This is a genomic window from Pseudomonas sp. LAIL14HWK12:I7, from assembly GCF_000483465.1.
Taxonomy (GTDB): domain Bacteria; phylum Pseudomonadota; class Gammaproteobacteria; order Pseudomonadales; family Pseudomonadaceae; genus Aquipseudomonas; species Aquipseudomonas kermanshahensis.
This window is the reverse complement of record NZ_KI519605.1, coordinates 259,763-275,139: the sequence shown is the minus strand read 5'-3', so window position 1 is coordinate 275,139 and position 15,377 is coordinate 259,763. Positions and strand designations below refer to the sequence as shown.

The 15,377-nt window shown below is 65.2% G+C and carries 15 protein-coding genes; 2 read left to right on the top strand and 13 right to left on the bottom strand.

Going from position 1 to position 15,377, the window contains the following annotated elements; all coding sequences use genetic code 11:
- Positions 1-311: 311 nt before the first annotated feature.
- The 12 genes from gspN to D886_RS0120580 form a co-directional block, all read right to left on the bottom strand.
- The gene (gspN, locus tag D886_RS0120635) at positions 312-971 is read right to left on the bottom strand and encodes a type II secretion system protein N (protein ID WP_027595706.1); all 660 of its coding nucleotides are present in this window, start codon (positions 969-971) and stop codon (positions 312-314) included.
- A complete protein-coding gene (gspM, locus tag D886_RS0120630; RefSeq protein ID WP_027595705.1) occupies positions 968-1,354 on the bottom strand; it encodes a type II secretion system protein GspM in 387 nt (128 codons plus the stop codon). Before gspM ends, gspN begins: the two co-directional genes overlap by 4 nt.
- The gene (gene gspL, locus D886_RS0120625) at positions 1,351-2,436 is read right to left on the bottom strand and encodes a type II secretion system protein GspL (protein WP_027595704.1); all 1,086 of its coding nucleotides are present in this window, start codon (positions 2,434-2,436) and stop codon (positions 1,351-1,353) included. The genes gspM and gspL overlap by 4 nt, the downstream gene beginning before the upstream one ends.
- Complete coding sequence (locus tag D886_RS0120620; protein ID WP_027595703.1) at positions 2,433-3,023, bottom strand: type II secretion system protein J; 591 nt, start codon at positions 3,021-3,023, stop codon at positions 2,433-2,435. The genes gspL and D886_RS0120620 overlap by 4 nt, the downstream gene beginning before the upstream one ends.
- Positions 3,020-3,388 carry a type II secretion system protein GspI gene (locus D886_RS0120615; RefSeq protein WP_027595702.1) on the bottom strand — a complete coding sequence of 123 codons (369 nt, stop codon included), beginning with the start codon at positions 3,386-3,388 and terminating at the stop codon, positions 3,020-3,022. Before D886_RS0120615 ends, D886_RS0120620 begins: the two co-directional genes overlap by 4 nt.
- Entirely contained in the window at positions 3,385-3,852 is a 468-nt protein-coding gene (gene gspH / locus D886_RS0120610) for a type II secretion system minor pseudopilin GspH (RefSeq protein ID WP_256215234.1), read from the bottom strand. Before gspH ends, D886_RS0120615 begins: the two co-directional genes overlap by 4 nt.
- A gap of 99 nt (positions 3,853-3,951) precedes the next feature.
- Entirely contained in the window at positions 3,952-4,386 is a 435-nt protein-coding gene (gene gspG / locus D886_RS0120605; RefSeq protein WP_027595700.1) for a type II secretion system major pseudopilin GspG, read from the bottom strand.
- 17 nt (positions 4,387-4,403) lie between these two features.
- Positions 4,404-5,606: a type II secretion system inner membrane protein GspF gene (gene gspF, locus D886_RS0120600; RefSeq protein WP_027595699.1), complete on the bottom strand. Its 1,203-nt coding sequence runs from the start codon at positions 5,604-5,606 to the stop codon at positions 4,404-4,406.
- A gap of 3 nt (positions 5,607-5,609) precedes the next feature.
- Positions 5,610-7,058, bottom strand: coding sequence for a GspE/PulE family protein (locus D886_RS0120595; RefSeq protein WP_027595698.1), 1,449 nt, complete (start codon positions 7,056-7,058; stop codon positions 5,610-5,612).
- Positions 7,058-8,833 (bottom strand): type II secretion system secretin GspD, encoded by a 1,776-nt coding sequence (gene gspD, locus D886_RS0120590; protein ID WP_172960341.1) that lies wholly within the window; start codon positions 8,831-8,833, stop codon positions 7,058-7,060. The genes D886_RS0120595 and gspD overlap by 1 nt, the downstream gene beginning before the upstream one ends.
- Positions 8,834-8,836: 3 nt before the next feature.
- Complete coding sequence (locus D886_RS0120585) at positions 8,837-9,262, bottom strand: pilus assembly protein PilZ (RefSeq protein WP_027595696.1); 426 nt, start codon at positions 9,260-9,262, stop codon at positions 8,837-8,839.
- Complete coding sequence (locus D886_RS0120580; RefSeq protein WP_027595695.1) at positions 9,259-10,899, bottom strand: hypothetical protein; 1,641 nt, start codon at positions 10,897-10,899, stop codon at positions 9,259-9,261. Before D886_RS0120580 ends, D886_RS0120585 begins: the two co-directional genes overlap by 4 nt.
- A 224-nt stretch (positions 10,900-11,123) precedes the next feature.
- Between D886_RS0120580 and D886_RS0120575 the strand changes: the two genes are divergently transcribed.
- Both D886_RS0120575 and D886_RS27990 read left to right on the top strand, forming a co-directional pair.
- Positions 11,124-13,202, top strand: a complete 2,079-nt coding sequence (locus tag D886_RS0120575; protein ID WP_027595694.1) for a PhoX family phosphatase — start codon at positions 11,124-11,126, stop codon at positions 13,200-13,202.
- A 182-nt stretch (positions 13,203-13,384) separates the two neighbouring features.
- Complete coding sequence (locus tag D886_RS27990; protein ID WP_081717527.1) at positions 13,385-14,278, top strand: RHS repeat-associated core domain-containing protein; 894 nt, start codon at positions 13,385-13,387, stop codon at positions 14,276-14,278.
- Positions 14,279-14,313: 35 nt separating this feature from the next.
- Here the strand turns inward: D886_RS27990 and gspK are convergent, their stop codons facing one another.
- Positions 14,314-15,279, bottom strand: coding sequence for a type II secretion system minor pseudopilin GspK (gspK, locus tag D886_RS0120570; RefSeq protein ID WP_027595693.1), 966 nt, complete (start codon positions 15,277-15,279; stop codon positions 14,314-14,316).
- Between the last annotated feature and the right edge of the window lie 98 nt (positions 15,280-15,377).

The window sequence follows — 15,377 nt, the reverse complement described above, 5'->3', positions numbered from 1 at the left end:
TAGGAGCAGCCTTGTGCTGCGAAGAGGCCCGTGGCAGCAGCGAAGATTTAGTGTGTTGTCACCGGCCTCTTCGCAGCACGAGGCTGCTCCTACAGGGGGGTGCGTTTCACCGCAGGTCCGGGTGGTTACCAACGGACCCGCCGCTGCCCTGTCGTTGCCTCCAGCCCCAGCCACTGCGCCCACCGGTAGGAGCAGCCTTGTGCTGCGAAGAGGCCCGTGGCAGCAGCGAAGATTTAGTGTGTTGTCACCGGCTTCTTCGCAGCACGAGGCTGCTCCTACAGGGGGGTGCGTTTCACCGCAGATCCGGGTGGTTACCAACGGACTCGCCGCTGCCCTGTCGTTGCCTCCGGCCCCAGCCACTGCGCGCCGCGCAGCAGTGGGGTCAGGGCAGCATCGGGTTGCAGCGCGATGGTGATCTGGGCCTGTCGCCCCCGCACATCGGCGTCCACGTCGAGCTGATGCTGCCCTGGCTGCAGCAACTGCCCCAACAGGTGCCAACCCCCGCGGCACTGCACCTCGACCCGGCCCTGCCCCAACCCCAGCGACCAGGGCTCACTCAGCGCCAAGTCCGTAACCGTGAGGCGCCCATCGCTGGCCAGGCACTGCCGCCACGCACCCTGTACACGCACCCAACCCTGCCACTGCCCGGCCAGACGATACGCCGCCGCTACCGTCACCTGTGCCGCTGACGGGCGCACTTCCCCCTCCCAGCGCCAGGGCCAACCGTGGACCTGCACGTGCCACGCCTGTCCCTGAAACCCCAGCGCGCCCTGCCCTTGCAAACGCCAAGGCTGTAAGGTCCATTGCAACGGCCCGAACGGGCCGATCTGCTGCGCTTGCCCCTGCCACAGGCTGCCGCTCACACCCCCGGCCGGTACCCCAAAGCCACGCACCAGCCAGCTGGCGGGCAACTGCACCAGTAAGGTCACACTGAACACCAGCAGCAACCACGCCACTGCGCCCCGGCTCATGGCCGAAGTACCAGGTCGAAGCGCATGCCCTGGGTGTCTTGCTCCAGCCCCCACTGCAAGGGCTGCGCGCCTTCGGCCTGCAGCACACGTACCCAACCCAGCAAGGCCTGCTCATCGCCCACCTGACCGCGCAGGTGCCAAGCCTCGCCCTGCGTGACCACCTCCAGTAATTCGATCTGCCGCGCCTGAGCCGACTGGCGCAGACGCTCCAGGTTCAGCGTCACACCGCCCTGCAAACCTACTGCCATTTGCGCCAGCGCCTGCCATTGGCTCAGCGCACGCCATTGCGCCACGCCTTCACGTAGCAGCAGCACGCTCGACAGCAGCGCGATGAGGCACACGGCCAGCGGCAAACGGTGACGCTGCATCCACGCCGTGCTCATGCCGCCACCTCCAAGTCGAACACCACGGTTGGCGACGACTCGCCGCCACTCACCTGCACCTGAGCGCCCACCGCACTGGCCATCTCGCGCCAAGGAGGTGTGGCGCCCTCGCCCTCCAGCCGCACATGCCAGCGCTGGCCATCAAAGCGCACCGCTTGCAGGCGCCAGCCGGGATGCTCACTCAGCCAGGCGTGCAAGCGCCCTTGTAAATCGTCGAGCTGACGCAGGCGCACTTGCTGCTGCAAGCCGGCCTCACGCAGGCGCTTGAGCGCCTGAGCAGCCTGCCTGGGGCCCGCCTGCTCACCCGTCACGGCAATCACCTGGGCTTGCCAGAGCTGGGCCTGGCGCCATTGCTGGGCCGCCCACACGCCGCCCCAGGTGCACGCCAACAGCAGGCAGGCAGCCATGAGCTGGCACTGCTGCCGCGTCGGCCCCGCCAACGTGCGACGCCGCCGCTGCTCGAACAGGCCAGGCAAGCTGTCCAGCGCTGCCAATGCTGCAGGCCACTGGCCTTCCAGAGGTAGCCTGCGTAATTGCGGCCAGGGTTCGACCAGCACCTCGCCCATGGCTTCAGGCCAGGCCAGCCAATGCTCGCCAGCGTCTTCGCTCAGCCCCTTAAGCAGGCTGACCCCGTCTTGCTTGCGCCACCACCAGGCGACCCCCGCCTCGGGTGCCGGCAGCAACTGGAATTCGGCCCAGCAGCGCTCGGCCGTCAGCCCCCAGTCGGCGCATTGCCCGCGCCAATCGTCCAGGCGCTCGCGCGCCACCACCAGTAACCGAACTTGCCCGGCCTCACGCCCCATATACCCGCACACCACCTCATCCGCGCTTTGCAGCAAGCGGTCTTCAAGCAGCAATGGCCATTCTTCACGCTTGAGCCCTGGCGGTGCGGGCAACTGGAAATGGCTGCAGTGCTCGGCCGGCACGATCAACGCCACCCGTGCCTGCAGGTTCGCCGGCGGTTCGCCCTGCCCCTGGCGTAGCGCGACACCGCCCTCGACCAGTAACCAGTCCCAAGGGCTGCCAGGACGCACCAACAGCCAAGCTCGAGCGGGTGAGCGTCGACGCCAGTCAAGGTTCATGAGCGCCCCCAGGGAAGGACGAAGGTGCAGGCATACGGTGCTCCATCACGTTGCAATTCCAGGCGCACGCCACGGCCGGGGTGCGCGGGTTGGTCGGAAGGCCAGGGCAGCCAGCGGCCACCCTGGTGGTAAAGGATGTTCATCGCGCTCACCCGCCCTAGCTGTTCACGCAGCACCCAGCGCGGCGCCGAGGCGGCATACAGGTCCGCCGAGGTTTCCAGCAGCAGGCGTTGCTCACGCGCCTCGAAGCGCAGACGCTGGCGCTGCAGACGCGACCCGCCTTCGGCTTCGGGCAGGCCTGTCGCCGCCACCCACAGCAGTTGGCCGCTCGCCGCTTGCCAGTCGAACCAACGGCTGGGCAAGGGCAATCGCTGGTCATACACCCGGCGCAGGGCCGGGCTGTCGAAGCGCCGCTCCAGGGCCAGGCAGAAATCCAGCACCGACGCCTCCTGGTTGCTCACCTGCAACCGCTCACGCACCTTCAGCCAGCCATTGACCAACGCTGCCAGCATGACGCCGAGCAGCGCGGTGAGGGCCAGGGCCACCATCAGTTCGATCAGGGTCAGGCCTGCCTGCTGCCGCTTCATGGGCGCTCCAGAAACACACTGTATTGGCCAAGCGGCAGCCGCTGATCGCGGTCGCCGAACAGCAGCAGTTCACCCCTGCGCAGGTCGCGCACGCCAGTGCGGCGCAGTTTCAGCTGCCAATGGCACACCTGGCCGCCTTGGCTCAGCTGCCCATCCACCTGATTGCGGGTCGGCCAGTACTGCTCGACGGTGAAACGGGCTTGCAGTTCGCGGGCGCAGAGCAGGCCAAGGCGGTGCTGTTGCAAGTTGTCCTGCACCGTCAGGCGCTGGCGCAGGACCTGGCTGGTGATGACCGCCAACACGGCGGCAATCGCCAGGGCCACGGTCACTTCCAGCAGGGTAAAACCACGCTGTTGGCGCCTCATGGCAGCGCCGCCGTCTGCAGGCGGCCGTCTCGGCTCCAGGCCCATTGTTGGCTGCCCTCGGCCCAGCGCCAGCGCACCGAACCCGGCTGCGCCCAACCTTGCGGGGTGAACAGCAGGCGCGGCTGCGGGCTGGCTGGCCAGTCGGGCTGCAAGCCCTTGGGCCACTCGCCCAGGCTGACCGGTTCGACGACCCAGCCATCGCGTTCACGCCGCACGAACTCCGGGCGCTGGCCGGTCCAGCGCAGCCCGCGTAACTGGCCGGCATGCCGTGCCTCGGCGGCCTGCACGTGCACCTGTGCAGCCAGCCGCTGCAAGGCCTGATCGACGCTGGCCTTGCCGCTGTCGAGCGACGCCACGGCGAGCCCCGTCATCAGGCCAGCGATGGCCAGTACCACCAGCAGTTCGATGAGGCTGAAGCCTTGTTGATGGGCTAATGGGACCGCTATGCGGCCCTTCGCGGGCAAGCCCGCTCCCACAGGTTCGGCACAGGTCTTCAGGCCTGTATGTATCCTGTAGGAGCGGGCTTGCCCGCGAAGGGCCACATCAGGCTTATCTAACATGCTTTACAGCGCCCAGTTACCCAGGTCGGCATCCTGGCCTTCGCCGCCCGGCACACCATCGGCGCCCAGCGAATAAACATCCACCCGGCCATGCTCACCGGGCATGCGGTACTGGTAAGGAGTACCCCACGGGTCTTCCGGCAAACGGCGCACATAACCATCGCTGCGCCACGATCGCGGCAGCGGCTCTTGGGCCGGTTTTTTCACCAGCGCGGCCAGGCCTTGTTCATTGCTCGGGAACCGCAGGTTATCCAGCCGATACATGTCCAGTGCCTGTTCGAGGGTGGCAAGGTCGGCCATCACCTTCTGCCGCATGGCTTTGTCTTGGTTGCCCAGCACGCTGGGAGCGACCACGGCGATCAGCAGGCCGATGATGAAGATCACCACCATGATCTCCATGAGGGTGAAACCACGCTGACGGTTACGACGATGCTGCATGGAAGTACTCCTTGTGTTCACAGTTGCAGGCCCTGATTGAGTTGCATGATCGGCAGCAGCACCGCCAGCACGATGAACAGCACCACGGCGCCCATCACCAGGATCATCAGGGGTTCGAAAAGCGCCATGGCGGTGTCCACTTGGCGGGCGAAGCCGCGTTCCTGGTCGTCGGCGACGCGTTCGAGCATGTCAGCCAACGTGCCGCTGGCCTCGCCGCTGCCGACCATGTTCACCAGCAACGGCGGAAACTGTTGGCAGGCATCCAGCGCACGGTGCAGGCTGGTGCCGCCTTGCACCTGCTGGCGCACCTGTTCCATGGCCTGGCGAATGCGCCGGTTGGCGACCGTCTCGGTGGCCACCTGCAACGCTTCGAGCAGGGCTACGCCACTGCCGCTGAGAATCGCCAGGCTGCGCGCCAGGCGTGCGCTTTCCAGCACCTGCAGCAGGCTGCCGATACGTGGCAGGCGCAACAGCCACGCGTCCCGGCGCAGGCACCAATGCGGCTTGCGCAGCAGCCAGCTGGCGAGCAGCGCCCCTGCCAGCGCCAGCCCCAGCAGCCACGGCCCGGCGTGCACCAGCCCTTGGCTCAGGCCGATCAGCACGGCGGTAATCAACGGCAGGCTCTGCCCGGCGTGGGCGAACTGTTCGGTGAGCTTGGGCACTACGAACGTCATCAGGCCGACCACCACCGCCAGCGACACGCCCATCAGCACACAGGGGTAGATCAAGGCAGTACGCGCTTTGTGCTGTTGCCGTTGCACCTGCTCCAGGTGATCGGCCAGGCGCGTGAGCACCTGGGCCAGCCGCCCGGAGCGCTCACCGGCCTCGACCAGCGCACAGTACAGGCCACTGAACGGCGCCCCCTGGCGGGCCAGGCTACGCGCCAGCCCCAGGCCCTCGGCGAGCGAGCCGCGCAAGGCGACCAACACGCTGTGCAAGGCCGGCTGGCGTAATTGCCGTTCGAGTGTGGCCAAGGCATCGACCAAGGGTATGCCCGCGCCAGTCAACGTCGCTAACTGGCGGGTCAATTCGCACAGCTGTGCACGGCTCAAGCGCTGGCGGCGGGGTTGCCGGGTACCTGCCTCATGGCGTTGCAATTGGCGGGCGAACAGGCCCTGCTCACGCAACAGTTGCCGTGCATGGCGCTCGCTGTCGGCCTGCAGGCTGGCCTTGTGGGCTTTGCCGGCCAGGTCGACGGCTTGATAGCGATAAGTCGGCATGGCTCAGCCCTGCACCGCGCGCAGCACTTCGGCCAGGCTGGTTTCGCCCCGCGCCAGGCAATCACTGGCCATGGCCACCAGGCTGCGTCGACGATCGGCCAAGTAGTCCTGCATGGCTTGCTCACTGGCGCCGTCGTACAGCAGCGCGATCAGGCCGGCGTCCAGTTCGATGAATTCGTACAGGCCCAGGCGCCCGACATAACCGCTGCCCTGGCACAGCTCACACCCCACTGCGTGGTAACTGCTGCCCAATGCACACAGTTCAGGCCACAGGTCACGCTCGGCCGCTTGCAGCGGCTGCGCCACCGCGCACTGGCACAGCCGCCGCACCAGGCGCTGTGCCAACACACCGCGCAGGCACGAGGCGATCAGGAACGGTTCGATGCCCATGTCACGCAAACGGGTCACCGCGCCCACCGCACTGTTGGTGTGCAGGGTCGACAGCACCAAGTGGCCGGTGAGGCTGGCCTGCACGGCTATCTGCGCGGTTTCCTGGTCGCGGATCTCACCCAGCATGATCACATCCGGGTCCTGGCGCAGGATGGCCCGCAGGCCCGTGGCGAATGTCAGCCCGGCGCGGGGGTTGATCGCGGTCTGGCCGATGCCAGCGATGGCGTACTCCACCGGGTCTTCGACGGTGAGGATGTTGCGGCTGCCATCGTTGAGGCTGTTGAGGCTGGCGTACAGCGTGGTGGTCTTGCCCGAGCCGGTCGGGCCGGTGGACAGCACGATGCCATTGGGCCGCGCCAGGCAGCTGCGCAGGCCATCGAGCACCGCTGCCGGCATGCCCAGGTTGTCCAGCGCCAGCAGGCTGGCCTGCTTGTCGAGCACACGCATCACCACGCGCTCGCCATGGATGCCGGGCAAGGTCGACACCCGCACATCGACCTCACGCCCCGCCGCACGCAAGGTGATGCGGCCGTCCTGGGGCTGGCGTTTCTCCGCGATGTCCAGCCGCGCCATGACTTTGATCCGCGACACCAGCATCGCCGACAGCGCCCGCGGCGGGCGCAGCACCTCGCGCAGGTGGCCGTCGACCCGCAGGCGCACCACCAGGCTCTGCTCGAAGGTCTCGATATGAATGTCCGAGGCACGCAGACGTAAGGCCTGGCCGAACAGGCCATTGATCAGGCGGATGACCGGCGCCTCGTCATCGCTTTCGAGCAAGTCTTCAATGCGCGGCATCTCGCTCATCAGGCTGTCCAGGTCTACTTGGTCGCCAATCCCTTCGATCAGCGCTTCGGTGGCCGCATCGCCGCCCTGATAAAGCTGGCCCAATTGCTCGTCGAACGCCGCAGGCTCCAGGTAGGCCAGCGCGCTGGGCTGGCCATGCACGCGCAGCAGCTCCTGCAACTGGTCACTGTCGGCGTCGCGGCGCAGCCACAATTGCCAGCCGCTGTCGGTCGGGGTCATGGCCAGGCCGGCCTGGCGTGCCAGGCGATAGGGCAGCATCACCAGTCACCCCCTTCCAGGCGCGCTCGGCTGGCGGGGAACACCTGCAGCAGTGGCGTACCACCTTCTGCGCCCGCAAGGTTTGGCAGCTGAAGCGGGGTGGTCTGCTGCAAGGTGCGGTACTTGTTCTCGCTGAGCCCGGCCAGGCTCGGCCCGTCGCGCAGGATGCGCGGGCGGATGAAGACCATCAGGTTCTGCTTGGTGTTCTTGCTGGCGTCGGAGCGGAACAGCCGGCCCAGGTAAGGAATGTCCCCGAGCAGCGGCACCCGCTGGTTGCTGGTGCTCAACTCGTCGCTGATCAGCCCGCCCAGAATCACCAGGCCGTTGTCTTCGACCATGACCTTGGTCTTGATCTCGCGCTTGTTGGTGATCACGTCGCTGGCGGCGCTGGAATCGGCAATCGACGAGACCTCCTGGACGATGTCCAGGCGCACGCTGTTGTCGACGTTGATCTGCGGCTTGATCCGCAGCTTGACCCCGACTTCCTTGCGCTCGATGGTCTGGTAAGGGTTGGCGTTGTTCTGTGTCACAGAGCCGGTGACGAAGGGCACTTCCTGACCGACCAGGATCGACGCCTCGGCATTGTCCAGGGTCAGCAGGGTCGGGGTGGAGAGCAGGTTGAAACCGCTCTTGCCCTTGAGCGCATTGACCAGCATGGCGAAGTTGAAACCGCCCCCAAAATGGCCGATGCCCGCCGTGGCACCGGTGGTGGCCGACAGCAGTTTGCCCAGTGCCTCACTGTCTTCGCTGGCCGCAGCCCCCGCAATGTTGGCGATGTTCACCCCGTTGCTGCCGAAGTTGACGATACCGGCACCGAACTTCTCGTCAGCGAACAACCACTGCACGCCCAGCTCTTGCGCACTGCTGTCGGACACCTCGGCGATGATGGCCTCGACCACCACCTGGGCGCGGCGGATATCCAGTTGCTCGACGATGGCGCGGTAGGCGGCCAGTTCGCTGTCGGGGCCGACCATGACCACGGCATTGGTGCCCTCTTCGTACTCCAGGCGGATGCCCGAGCTACTGGCAGCGGCCGTCACCGGCGGCTCTTTGCTCTCCCCTTCGCCTGTGCTTTGCGCCGGTGCCATGCCTTCCTGGCTGAGCCCGCGCAATACCTTCACCACTTCACTGGCATTGGCGTGGCGCAGGTACATGACTTGGGTGCTGGCGCTGCCCACTGCTTCGCTGGGGCGGTCGAGCTGGCGCAGCAGGCTGGCGATGCGTTCGAGGTTGCTGCGCCAATCGGTAACCACCAACTGGTGCGCGGCCGGGTACGGGGTGATCACCCCTACCCGTGGGTCGACCAGGGGTTTGAGGATACCAACCACTTGCTCGGTGGCCGCGTTGCGTAGATCGAATACCCGCGTGGCCACGCTGTCGCTGCCCGCGCCCTGCTGCCCGGCAGGCTCCACCGGCACCGGCTCCAGGCGCGCCGCCTGGTCGGGGACGATCTTCACGCTGCCATTGGGCAGGTCAACGGTGGCGTAACCCTGGGCGCGCAGCTGCGCCAGGAAGATGTCATAGATGGCATCGGCGTCGTGCAGGTCAACGGTGCGCACGGTGACCTTGCCCTTTACCCGAGGGTCGACGATGAACGTAGTGCCGGTGATGCGCGACACACTGTCGATGAACTCGCCCAGTTCGGTGTCGACGAAGTTCACTTCGTACATCGGCGTGCCGTTGTCATCGAACACCGGCTCCTCGGCACTGGCCTGGGGTAAGGCCACGGCCAGGGCCAGGCTCAGCGCAGCCGCCACGCAGTATTTAACAGGCATCGTTCATCCTTGCCGCTTGAAGCCGGTCACGGCGGGGCGTGGCGGCCAGGGCAGGCGTTCGCGCCGCCCCTGGTTGTTGAAAATCAGGCCATCGGTGTCGATGTCCTGCAGCACGATCCCTGGCGCCAGGCGCTGGCCGCGGGCCAGTGTGCGCACCTGCTGGCCGTAGCGCAGCACCACCACGCTGGCCGACAACGGCTGGGCCTTGAGGCCACCCAGGTAATGCAGTGGCAAACGGGTAATAACGATCGCGCCGTCATCGACCGGCGCCTGCCAATGGCCGACCATCAACCCAGGCAACTGGGCTGCAGCCGCCTGGACGGGGCTGGCCGGTAGTGGCTGGCGGCCCAGTTGCAGCACGCACTGCGCCGCCAGCCAACCGGCCAACGTCAGGCAGCCACCGGTGAGCAGCCGCGCGCCAAGGCTCACGAAGCCAACTGCCGTGGATGCCAGCCCGGGTGCCCCTGCACATAGCGCACCTCGGGCACCTGCAGCGGCGCCAGTTGCCAGTCGGCGCCTTGCCGCGTCAGCCAGGCTTCTACCCGCTGCCAAAGTGGCTCGCCGGCCTGCGACGCGAACTGCAGGCCAAAGGTGCGGCACAGCCCTTGGACCGGTTCCAGGCCGGTGATGCGCTTGCCTTGCGGGCTGTAGCTGACACCCCAGGCCTGGCCCTGCCAGCGCGGCAGGTCTTGGCTGTTGTCCAGCAGCAGCGGGTCGCCGAACAACTGTTCCGCGGCATTTTCCAGCACTTGCTCCACCTGCCGGGCCGGGGCCTCGACCACCGGGGCCGGGTAGCCGCCGGTCAGGCTGATCAGGTGCTCGCGGGTGATCGCTGCACCTGCGGCCAATGGGCAGTCATAACGCAGGCCCGGCAGCAGCACAGGCAAATTGTTGTCATCGGCCAGGGCCTGGTGCAGCAGGCGGTCCCAGCTGCCGCCGCGGGTGTCACGCCGCCACAAGGCCTGGGGTGCCTTGGCCAGCGGTTGATCGAGCCACGCCGCGTGGCCGCCGCGCTGTTGGTTCAGTTGTGCTTGAAATTGCCCGGCGCGCACCCGTGCAGCCGGGGAAAGCTGCTGTTCGAACGCAGGGAAGAAACGCCCCTCGAACTGCCATTGCCCGGCCACCTGTTGGCAACGCAGGCGAAACGCCCCGCTGCCCCGGCACCCGGCAAACAGCACCGGTACGCGGCGGCCGCTGGCCTGGGTGGCCTGCACGGGCGTTGGCCACAGGTCCTGGCCACGCGCACAGAGCAACACGTCGATTGCCGGCAGCCGTTCAGCCAGCCACAGCCCAGGCCCGGTGCCGACATCGGCCATGGCCACGACCAGGTCGGCTTCGCGCCGGGCCTGCTCGAATACCGGCAGCAAAGACTGGTACCACTGTTTGAGGGAGGCTTTCTGGTCTTGGGCGTAAGGGTCGGTCACGCCGACCACGGCAATCCGCGCACCGCCCCGCTCGAACAGGTGCAGTGCTTCAAGCCCCAGGGTTTCGCGTTGTTCGTCGGCCAGCCCCGCGCCCAGCGTAATGGCAGCAGCCTGCCGGTAAAGCGCCGTGCTGCGCTGCGGCCAGAGCACACGCTCGTCACTGCTGACGCGTGCGTCGCTGCCCAGCAATTGGCTGCCCTGCACGCCGCTTTCACCCTGGGTCAGGTAGGCCAGGCCGCTGCCGTTCCAGCCTTGGCCGTTTTCCAAGGTCAGGCTGTTGCCCGCCCCGGCCTCGCCACGCAACTGCTCCAGCAATGCGGCCAGCACGGCGTAACCACCGAGATTGGCGTGCGCGGCCTGGCTGGCATCCAGCAAGGGGGCCAAGTGCGGGAAGGCGATGCTGGCACTGGCACCGGTCATCCACGGCGCACGCCCCAGGTGGCTGACCGGCCCCAGCCGCGTTGCCGGGACAACGGCCAACCCGGGCTGGCGGGCATCGAGGGTGTCGGCGACATACAGCAAATCCAGGTTGGCATTGCCACCACGTTGGCCTGGCAAGGCGGAACAGGCGCCGAGCAAGGGTGCCAAGGCACCGACGCCCATCCAGCTGATCACTTCGCGCCTGTTCACACTGCTTACCATCGAGCCCGCCATCCTTAACCAAGTTCACGTTGGGCTCCGGATGTTGCGGCGTTCGCATGACAGTTTGATGGCAGAAATCAGACAGCAATTCCGAATTGATCTGTCAGGGCCAAACGTAAGAACGAGTAGTTTTAAGCGCGCGTTCATATTTCTGCCAAGGAATCATCATACTTGCGCTCTAAAGTCGCGGTTTCCTCTAACTCAGCCAACATAAGGACACCCTGATGAGTCGAGATACCGGCGACAACCTGGACCGGAACCACAGCGGCAATCTGCCGATGGCCAGCGTCATGGACGCCTACCTAAGCCGCCGCAGCATCATGCGCGGCAGCCTGGGCGCGGCCATCGCCATGATCGCCGGGACCGGCCTGACAGGCTGCTTCGACGGTGATGGCGGTTCCGATCACGATGATCCTGTCACCGAACCACCGGTGACCGAGCCACCGGTAACCGAACCGGAAGTCCCGAAACTGGCATTGGGCTTCCAGTCCATCCCAGGCTCGCGCACCGATGCCTGTGTCGTCGCGGCAGGCTACAGCGCCTATGTGCTGGCGCCGTGGGGCACCCCGCTGAACAGCAATGGCAACCCGTGGAAGTCCGATGGCAGCAACACCTCGACCGACCAGGCCAATGCCATGGGCATGCACCATGACGGCATGCACTTCTTCCCGATCAATGGCAGCTCCGAAGACGGCTTGCTGGCCATCAACTTCGAATACATCGACGCGGCAGCCCTGCACCCCGCCGGCCCGACCACTGACGTCAACGGCAAGCGCCCGGCCGAAGAAATCCGCAAAGAGATCAACGCCCACGGCGCCGGCGTGGTACGCCTGCAGAAAGTCAGCGGGCGCTGGCAGGTGGTCGACAACGACCCGCTGAACCGCCGCTTCACCACCGCCTCGCGCATGGAGATCACCGGCCCGCTGCGCGGCACCGACCACGTGAAGACCAAGTACTCCACGGGCGGCACCCACTGCCGCGGCACCAACAACAACTGCGGCAACGGCTACACCCCGTGGGGCACCTACCTGACCTGCGAAGAGAACTGGCCGGGCATCTTCGTCAACAAAGGCACCCGCCCTGAAGACCAGCGCCGTATCGGCGTAGGCACCTCCAGCGGCCAGTACAAATGGGAAAGCGCCGCCGGTGACAGCACCGAGGTGAATGACGAATTCGCCCGTTTCGACGTAACGGTCAAAGGCGCCAGCGCCACCGACGACTACCGCAACGAAGCCAGCACCTATGGCTACATCGTCGAGATCGACCCGTACAACAGCTCCACCCTGGCCACCAAGCGCACCGCGCTGGGCCGCTTCCGCCACGAAGGGTGCTGCCCAGGCCTGCCGGTGGCAGGCAAGCCGCTGGTCTGGTACATGGGCGACGACTCGAACAACGAGTACCTGTACAAGTTCGTCTCCACGGCCGTGTGGGACGCCGCTGACGCCAGCCCGGCCGACCGCCTGGCCACCGGTGCCAAGTACATGGACCAAGGCAAGCTCTATGTGGCCCGCTTCAATGCCGACGGTACCGGCGTGTGGCTGTTGCTCGACGTCGCCACCCCCACCACCGCCGGCAGCACCCTTGGCGCGCTGTACGGTGACCTGCCGGGCATCATCCTCAACACCCGGGGTGCTGGCGATGCCGTGGGCGCGACCCCGATGGACCGCCCAGAATGGACCACGGTCAACCCACTCAATGGCGATGTCTACCTGACCCTGACCAACAACAGCGCGCGTACGCCAGAGAAAGTCGACGCGGCCAACCCGCGTGGCCCGAACCGCCACGGCCACATCATTCGCTGGCACGACAGCGACGACCAGTTGAGCTTCAGCTGGGACATCTTCGTGTTTGGCGCCAATGCCGCCGGTACCGCCGACATCAACCGCTCAGGCCTGACCGAACTGAACCAGTTCGCCAGCCCTGACGGCATGAGCTTCGATAGCCGTGGCGTGTTGTGGTTCGAGACCGACAACGGTGAAACCACGCTGACCGACTACACCAATGACCAGTTGCTGGCGGTAATCCCCACTGACCTGGTAGATGCCACGGGCAAGCAAGTGCCAGTCAACGCGCAGAACCAGGTGGACTTGCGGCGCTTCTTTGTCGGGCCGAACGGTTGCGAAGTGACGGGGATTGCCTTCAGCCCGGACAACAAGTCGATGTTCGTCAACATCCAGCACCCGGAGAATTGGCCGTATACCGATAAGGCGACCGATGCGACCCCGGCTGGGGCTACGGTAAGGCCGCGGGCTTCGACGGTGGTGATTCAGCGTGATGATGGCGGGGAGATCGGGACGGTCTGATCGAAAGGCTTTCCATAGACTCAGTTGAGCCAGGCAGGTAACTCGGTGGATGCTTATTCCGTTTCGAGTTACCTGCGTAGGCCAAAAAGCGTCTGGACCCAATACCTGGTAATTCTGTCAGTAGACCGAGAGAGGGAAATGCCCGAATCTTCGGACATCCCATACTTCATGGCAGGTTCATCATGCAGTCTCATGGCCCTCTGTCACGTACTCATAAACTGTTTTATCAGAATGGCGCACTCTCGATCGAGATAGGCCCCTGCACAACGCGCTACTTTGCCAGTGAGGCAGGCGTCGTGGCGCAGTGCACGCCAGGCGCTAGCACCTCGCTTTACAGGGTTGATCAACTCATGACTGTGCTGGGGACCACCGACGGGCCTCATCAACAGCGCTTCACTGTTTACGGTTTTCCTGCCCCAGGCAGTTTCAAAACACCACTAGGCTTTAGCGGGCAACGATTTAATGCAATGTCGGGATGTTACCCACTGGGCCATGGTCATCGTTGGTTCAATCCAAGGGTGATGCGGTTCGGCCAATCTGACTCGTTATCACCTTTCGGTAAAGGCGGCGTTAATAGCTATGCATACTGCCAAAATGACCCTGTCAATAGGCTGGATCCCAACGGACGAATCTGGCACTTGCTACAACGAGCAGGGAACTGGTTTCTGCAAACTATTTACCCCGCGCCTGGAGCATCACCAACTGTAAGGCCTTTACTAGACGATATCGATGGTGTCGGCCCCACGCCTCCAATCACTAAAACGGTAATAAATAAGGTGCACCCGAACTTATATGAAGCCTTAGCAAACCGCATCTCTGGTTTTAGACATATGACAGAGACTGTTGACCGCAAAATTATAGAAATGCACGCCACTTATCATTGGGGCATTAACGTTATCGCCAAGTGGCCCCCAGTAACTGTTGCGAGCATAACAGTGCTCGCTGGTATCGGCCTCCATGCTTTTGCGGAAAGTCAAACTTTTGCTATAGGGGCGGGCCCACGCCCTGTGGTGACATTTGACTTAGCCAGCACGCCTGACCCCTTGGTAGCAATGAGGATTGCCAGAGGTGAGTGATAAGATTTTAAACCCTCTTTTCAAGGATGTTCCGCTTACCAAATCATCGGCTCCCGACTACGCACCCGCACCTGCTGCGCCGGCACCCGCGCATGCCACTGCACCACCCCTAGCGCCTCTACCTGAAACTCGCTGCGCATCACCCGCCCCTCTTCCTCGAACGACAGCTGCAACAGAAAATGCCCACTGTTGAGCAGCAACCCTTCGCTCAACCGTTCGAACGTCTCATCATCCACCGCCCCCAACGCCTTGCGCAGCGCAGCGGCATCCACATACCCCGACGCCGGCCGGCCACTGATGATGCGGCTGAGCAGCGCGCGTGGGTAGCGCCCCTCGTACAACGCTTCGAGCATGGGCAGATGCTCCAGGCCCAAGGCATTGGCGTTCAAACGCCAGCCGGTCGTCTGCGGCAAAGCGCACAGCATCGGGTAGCGGCCCTGGCGCGTTGCATCCATCTCCAGCAGCAGGTTCAGCTCGCTGGTGTCGAGCATCGGTTGGTTGGCCGCCAGGCGCGCGGGTTGCTGGCGCAGGTATTGGGCACTTTCAGCCCCTTGCAGGCGAGTATCGCTGTCATTGTCCAACCAATCGGCCAGGGCATCGACCAGGCGTTCTGCCGCCATGTCGTCGCCCAGCAAGCGGCGCAACTGGCGCTCGGCGCGCTCACCGTCGGCACCGAGCAATGCGTTGACGTTGAAGCACGTGTGCTGGTCGCGCACCCGCAGTTGCGCCTGGCCTGCGCCAAAATCGTAGTTCAGCGGTTGCCCGCGCAAGGCCTGCCAGAACAACGGGCTCAGCCGCCAGGCCGGGTCGCGCAGCGCCTGCTCGGCATAGGCCAAGCCGGCCTGTTCCATGGCCCTGACCTGCACCCGCTGGTGCAACAAGCGCACTTCATCAACCTGGCGCCGGCCATCTTCCACCAGCCAGGCCATACCGGCGGCGAGCATCGCCAACACCAGCATCACCATCAGCAGGGCCGCGCCGTGCTGTCGTTTACCACCCATCTGCACCCGCCTCTCATGGCCTGTAAAAGCGCCAGTCAACACGCCGGTTGTTGCAGGTAGATGGCAAGGGTGCGTTCCGTCATGTTCACGTCATCTGC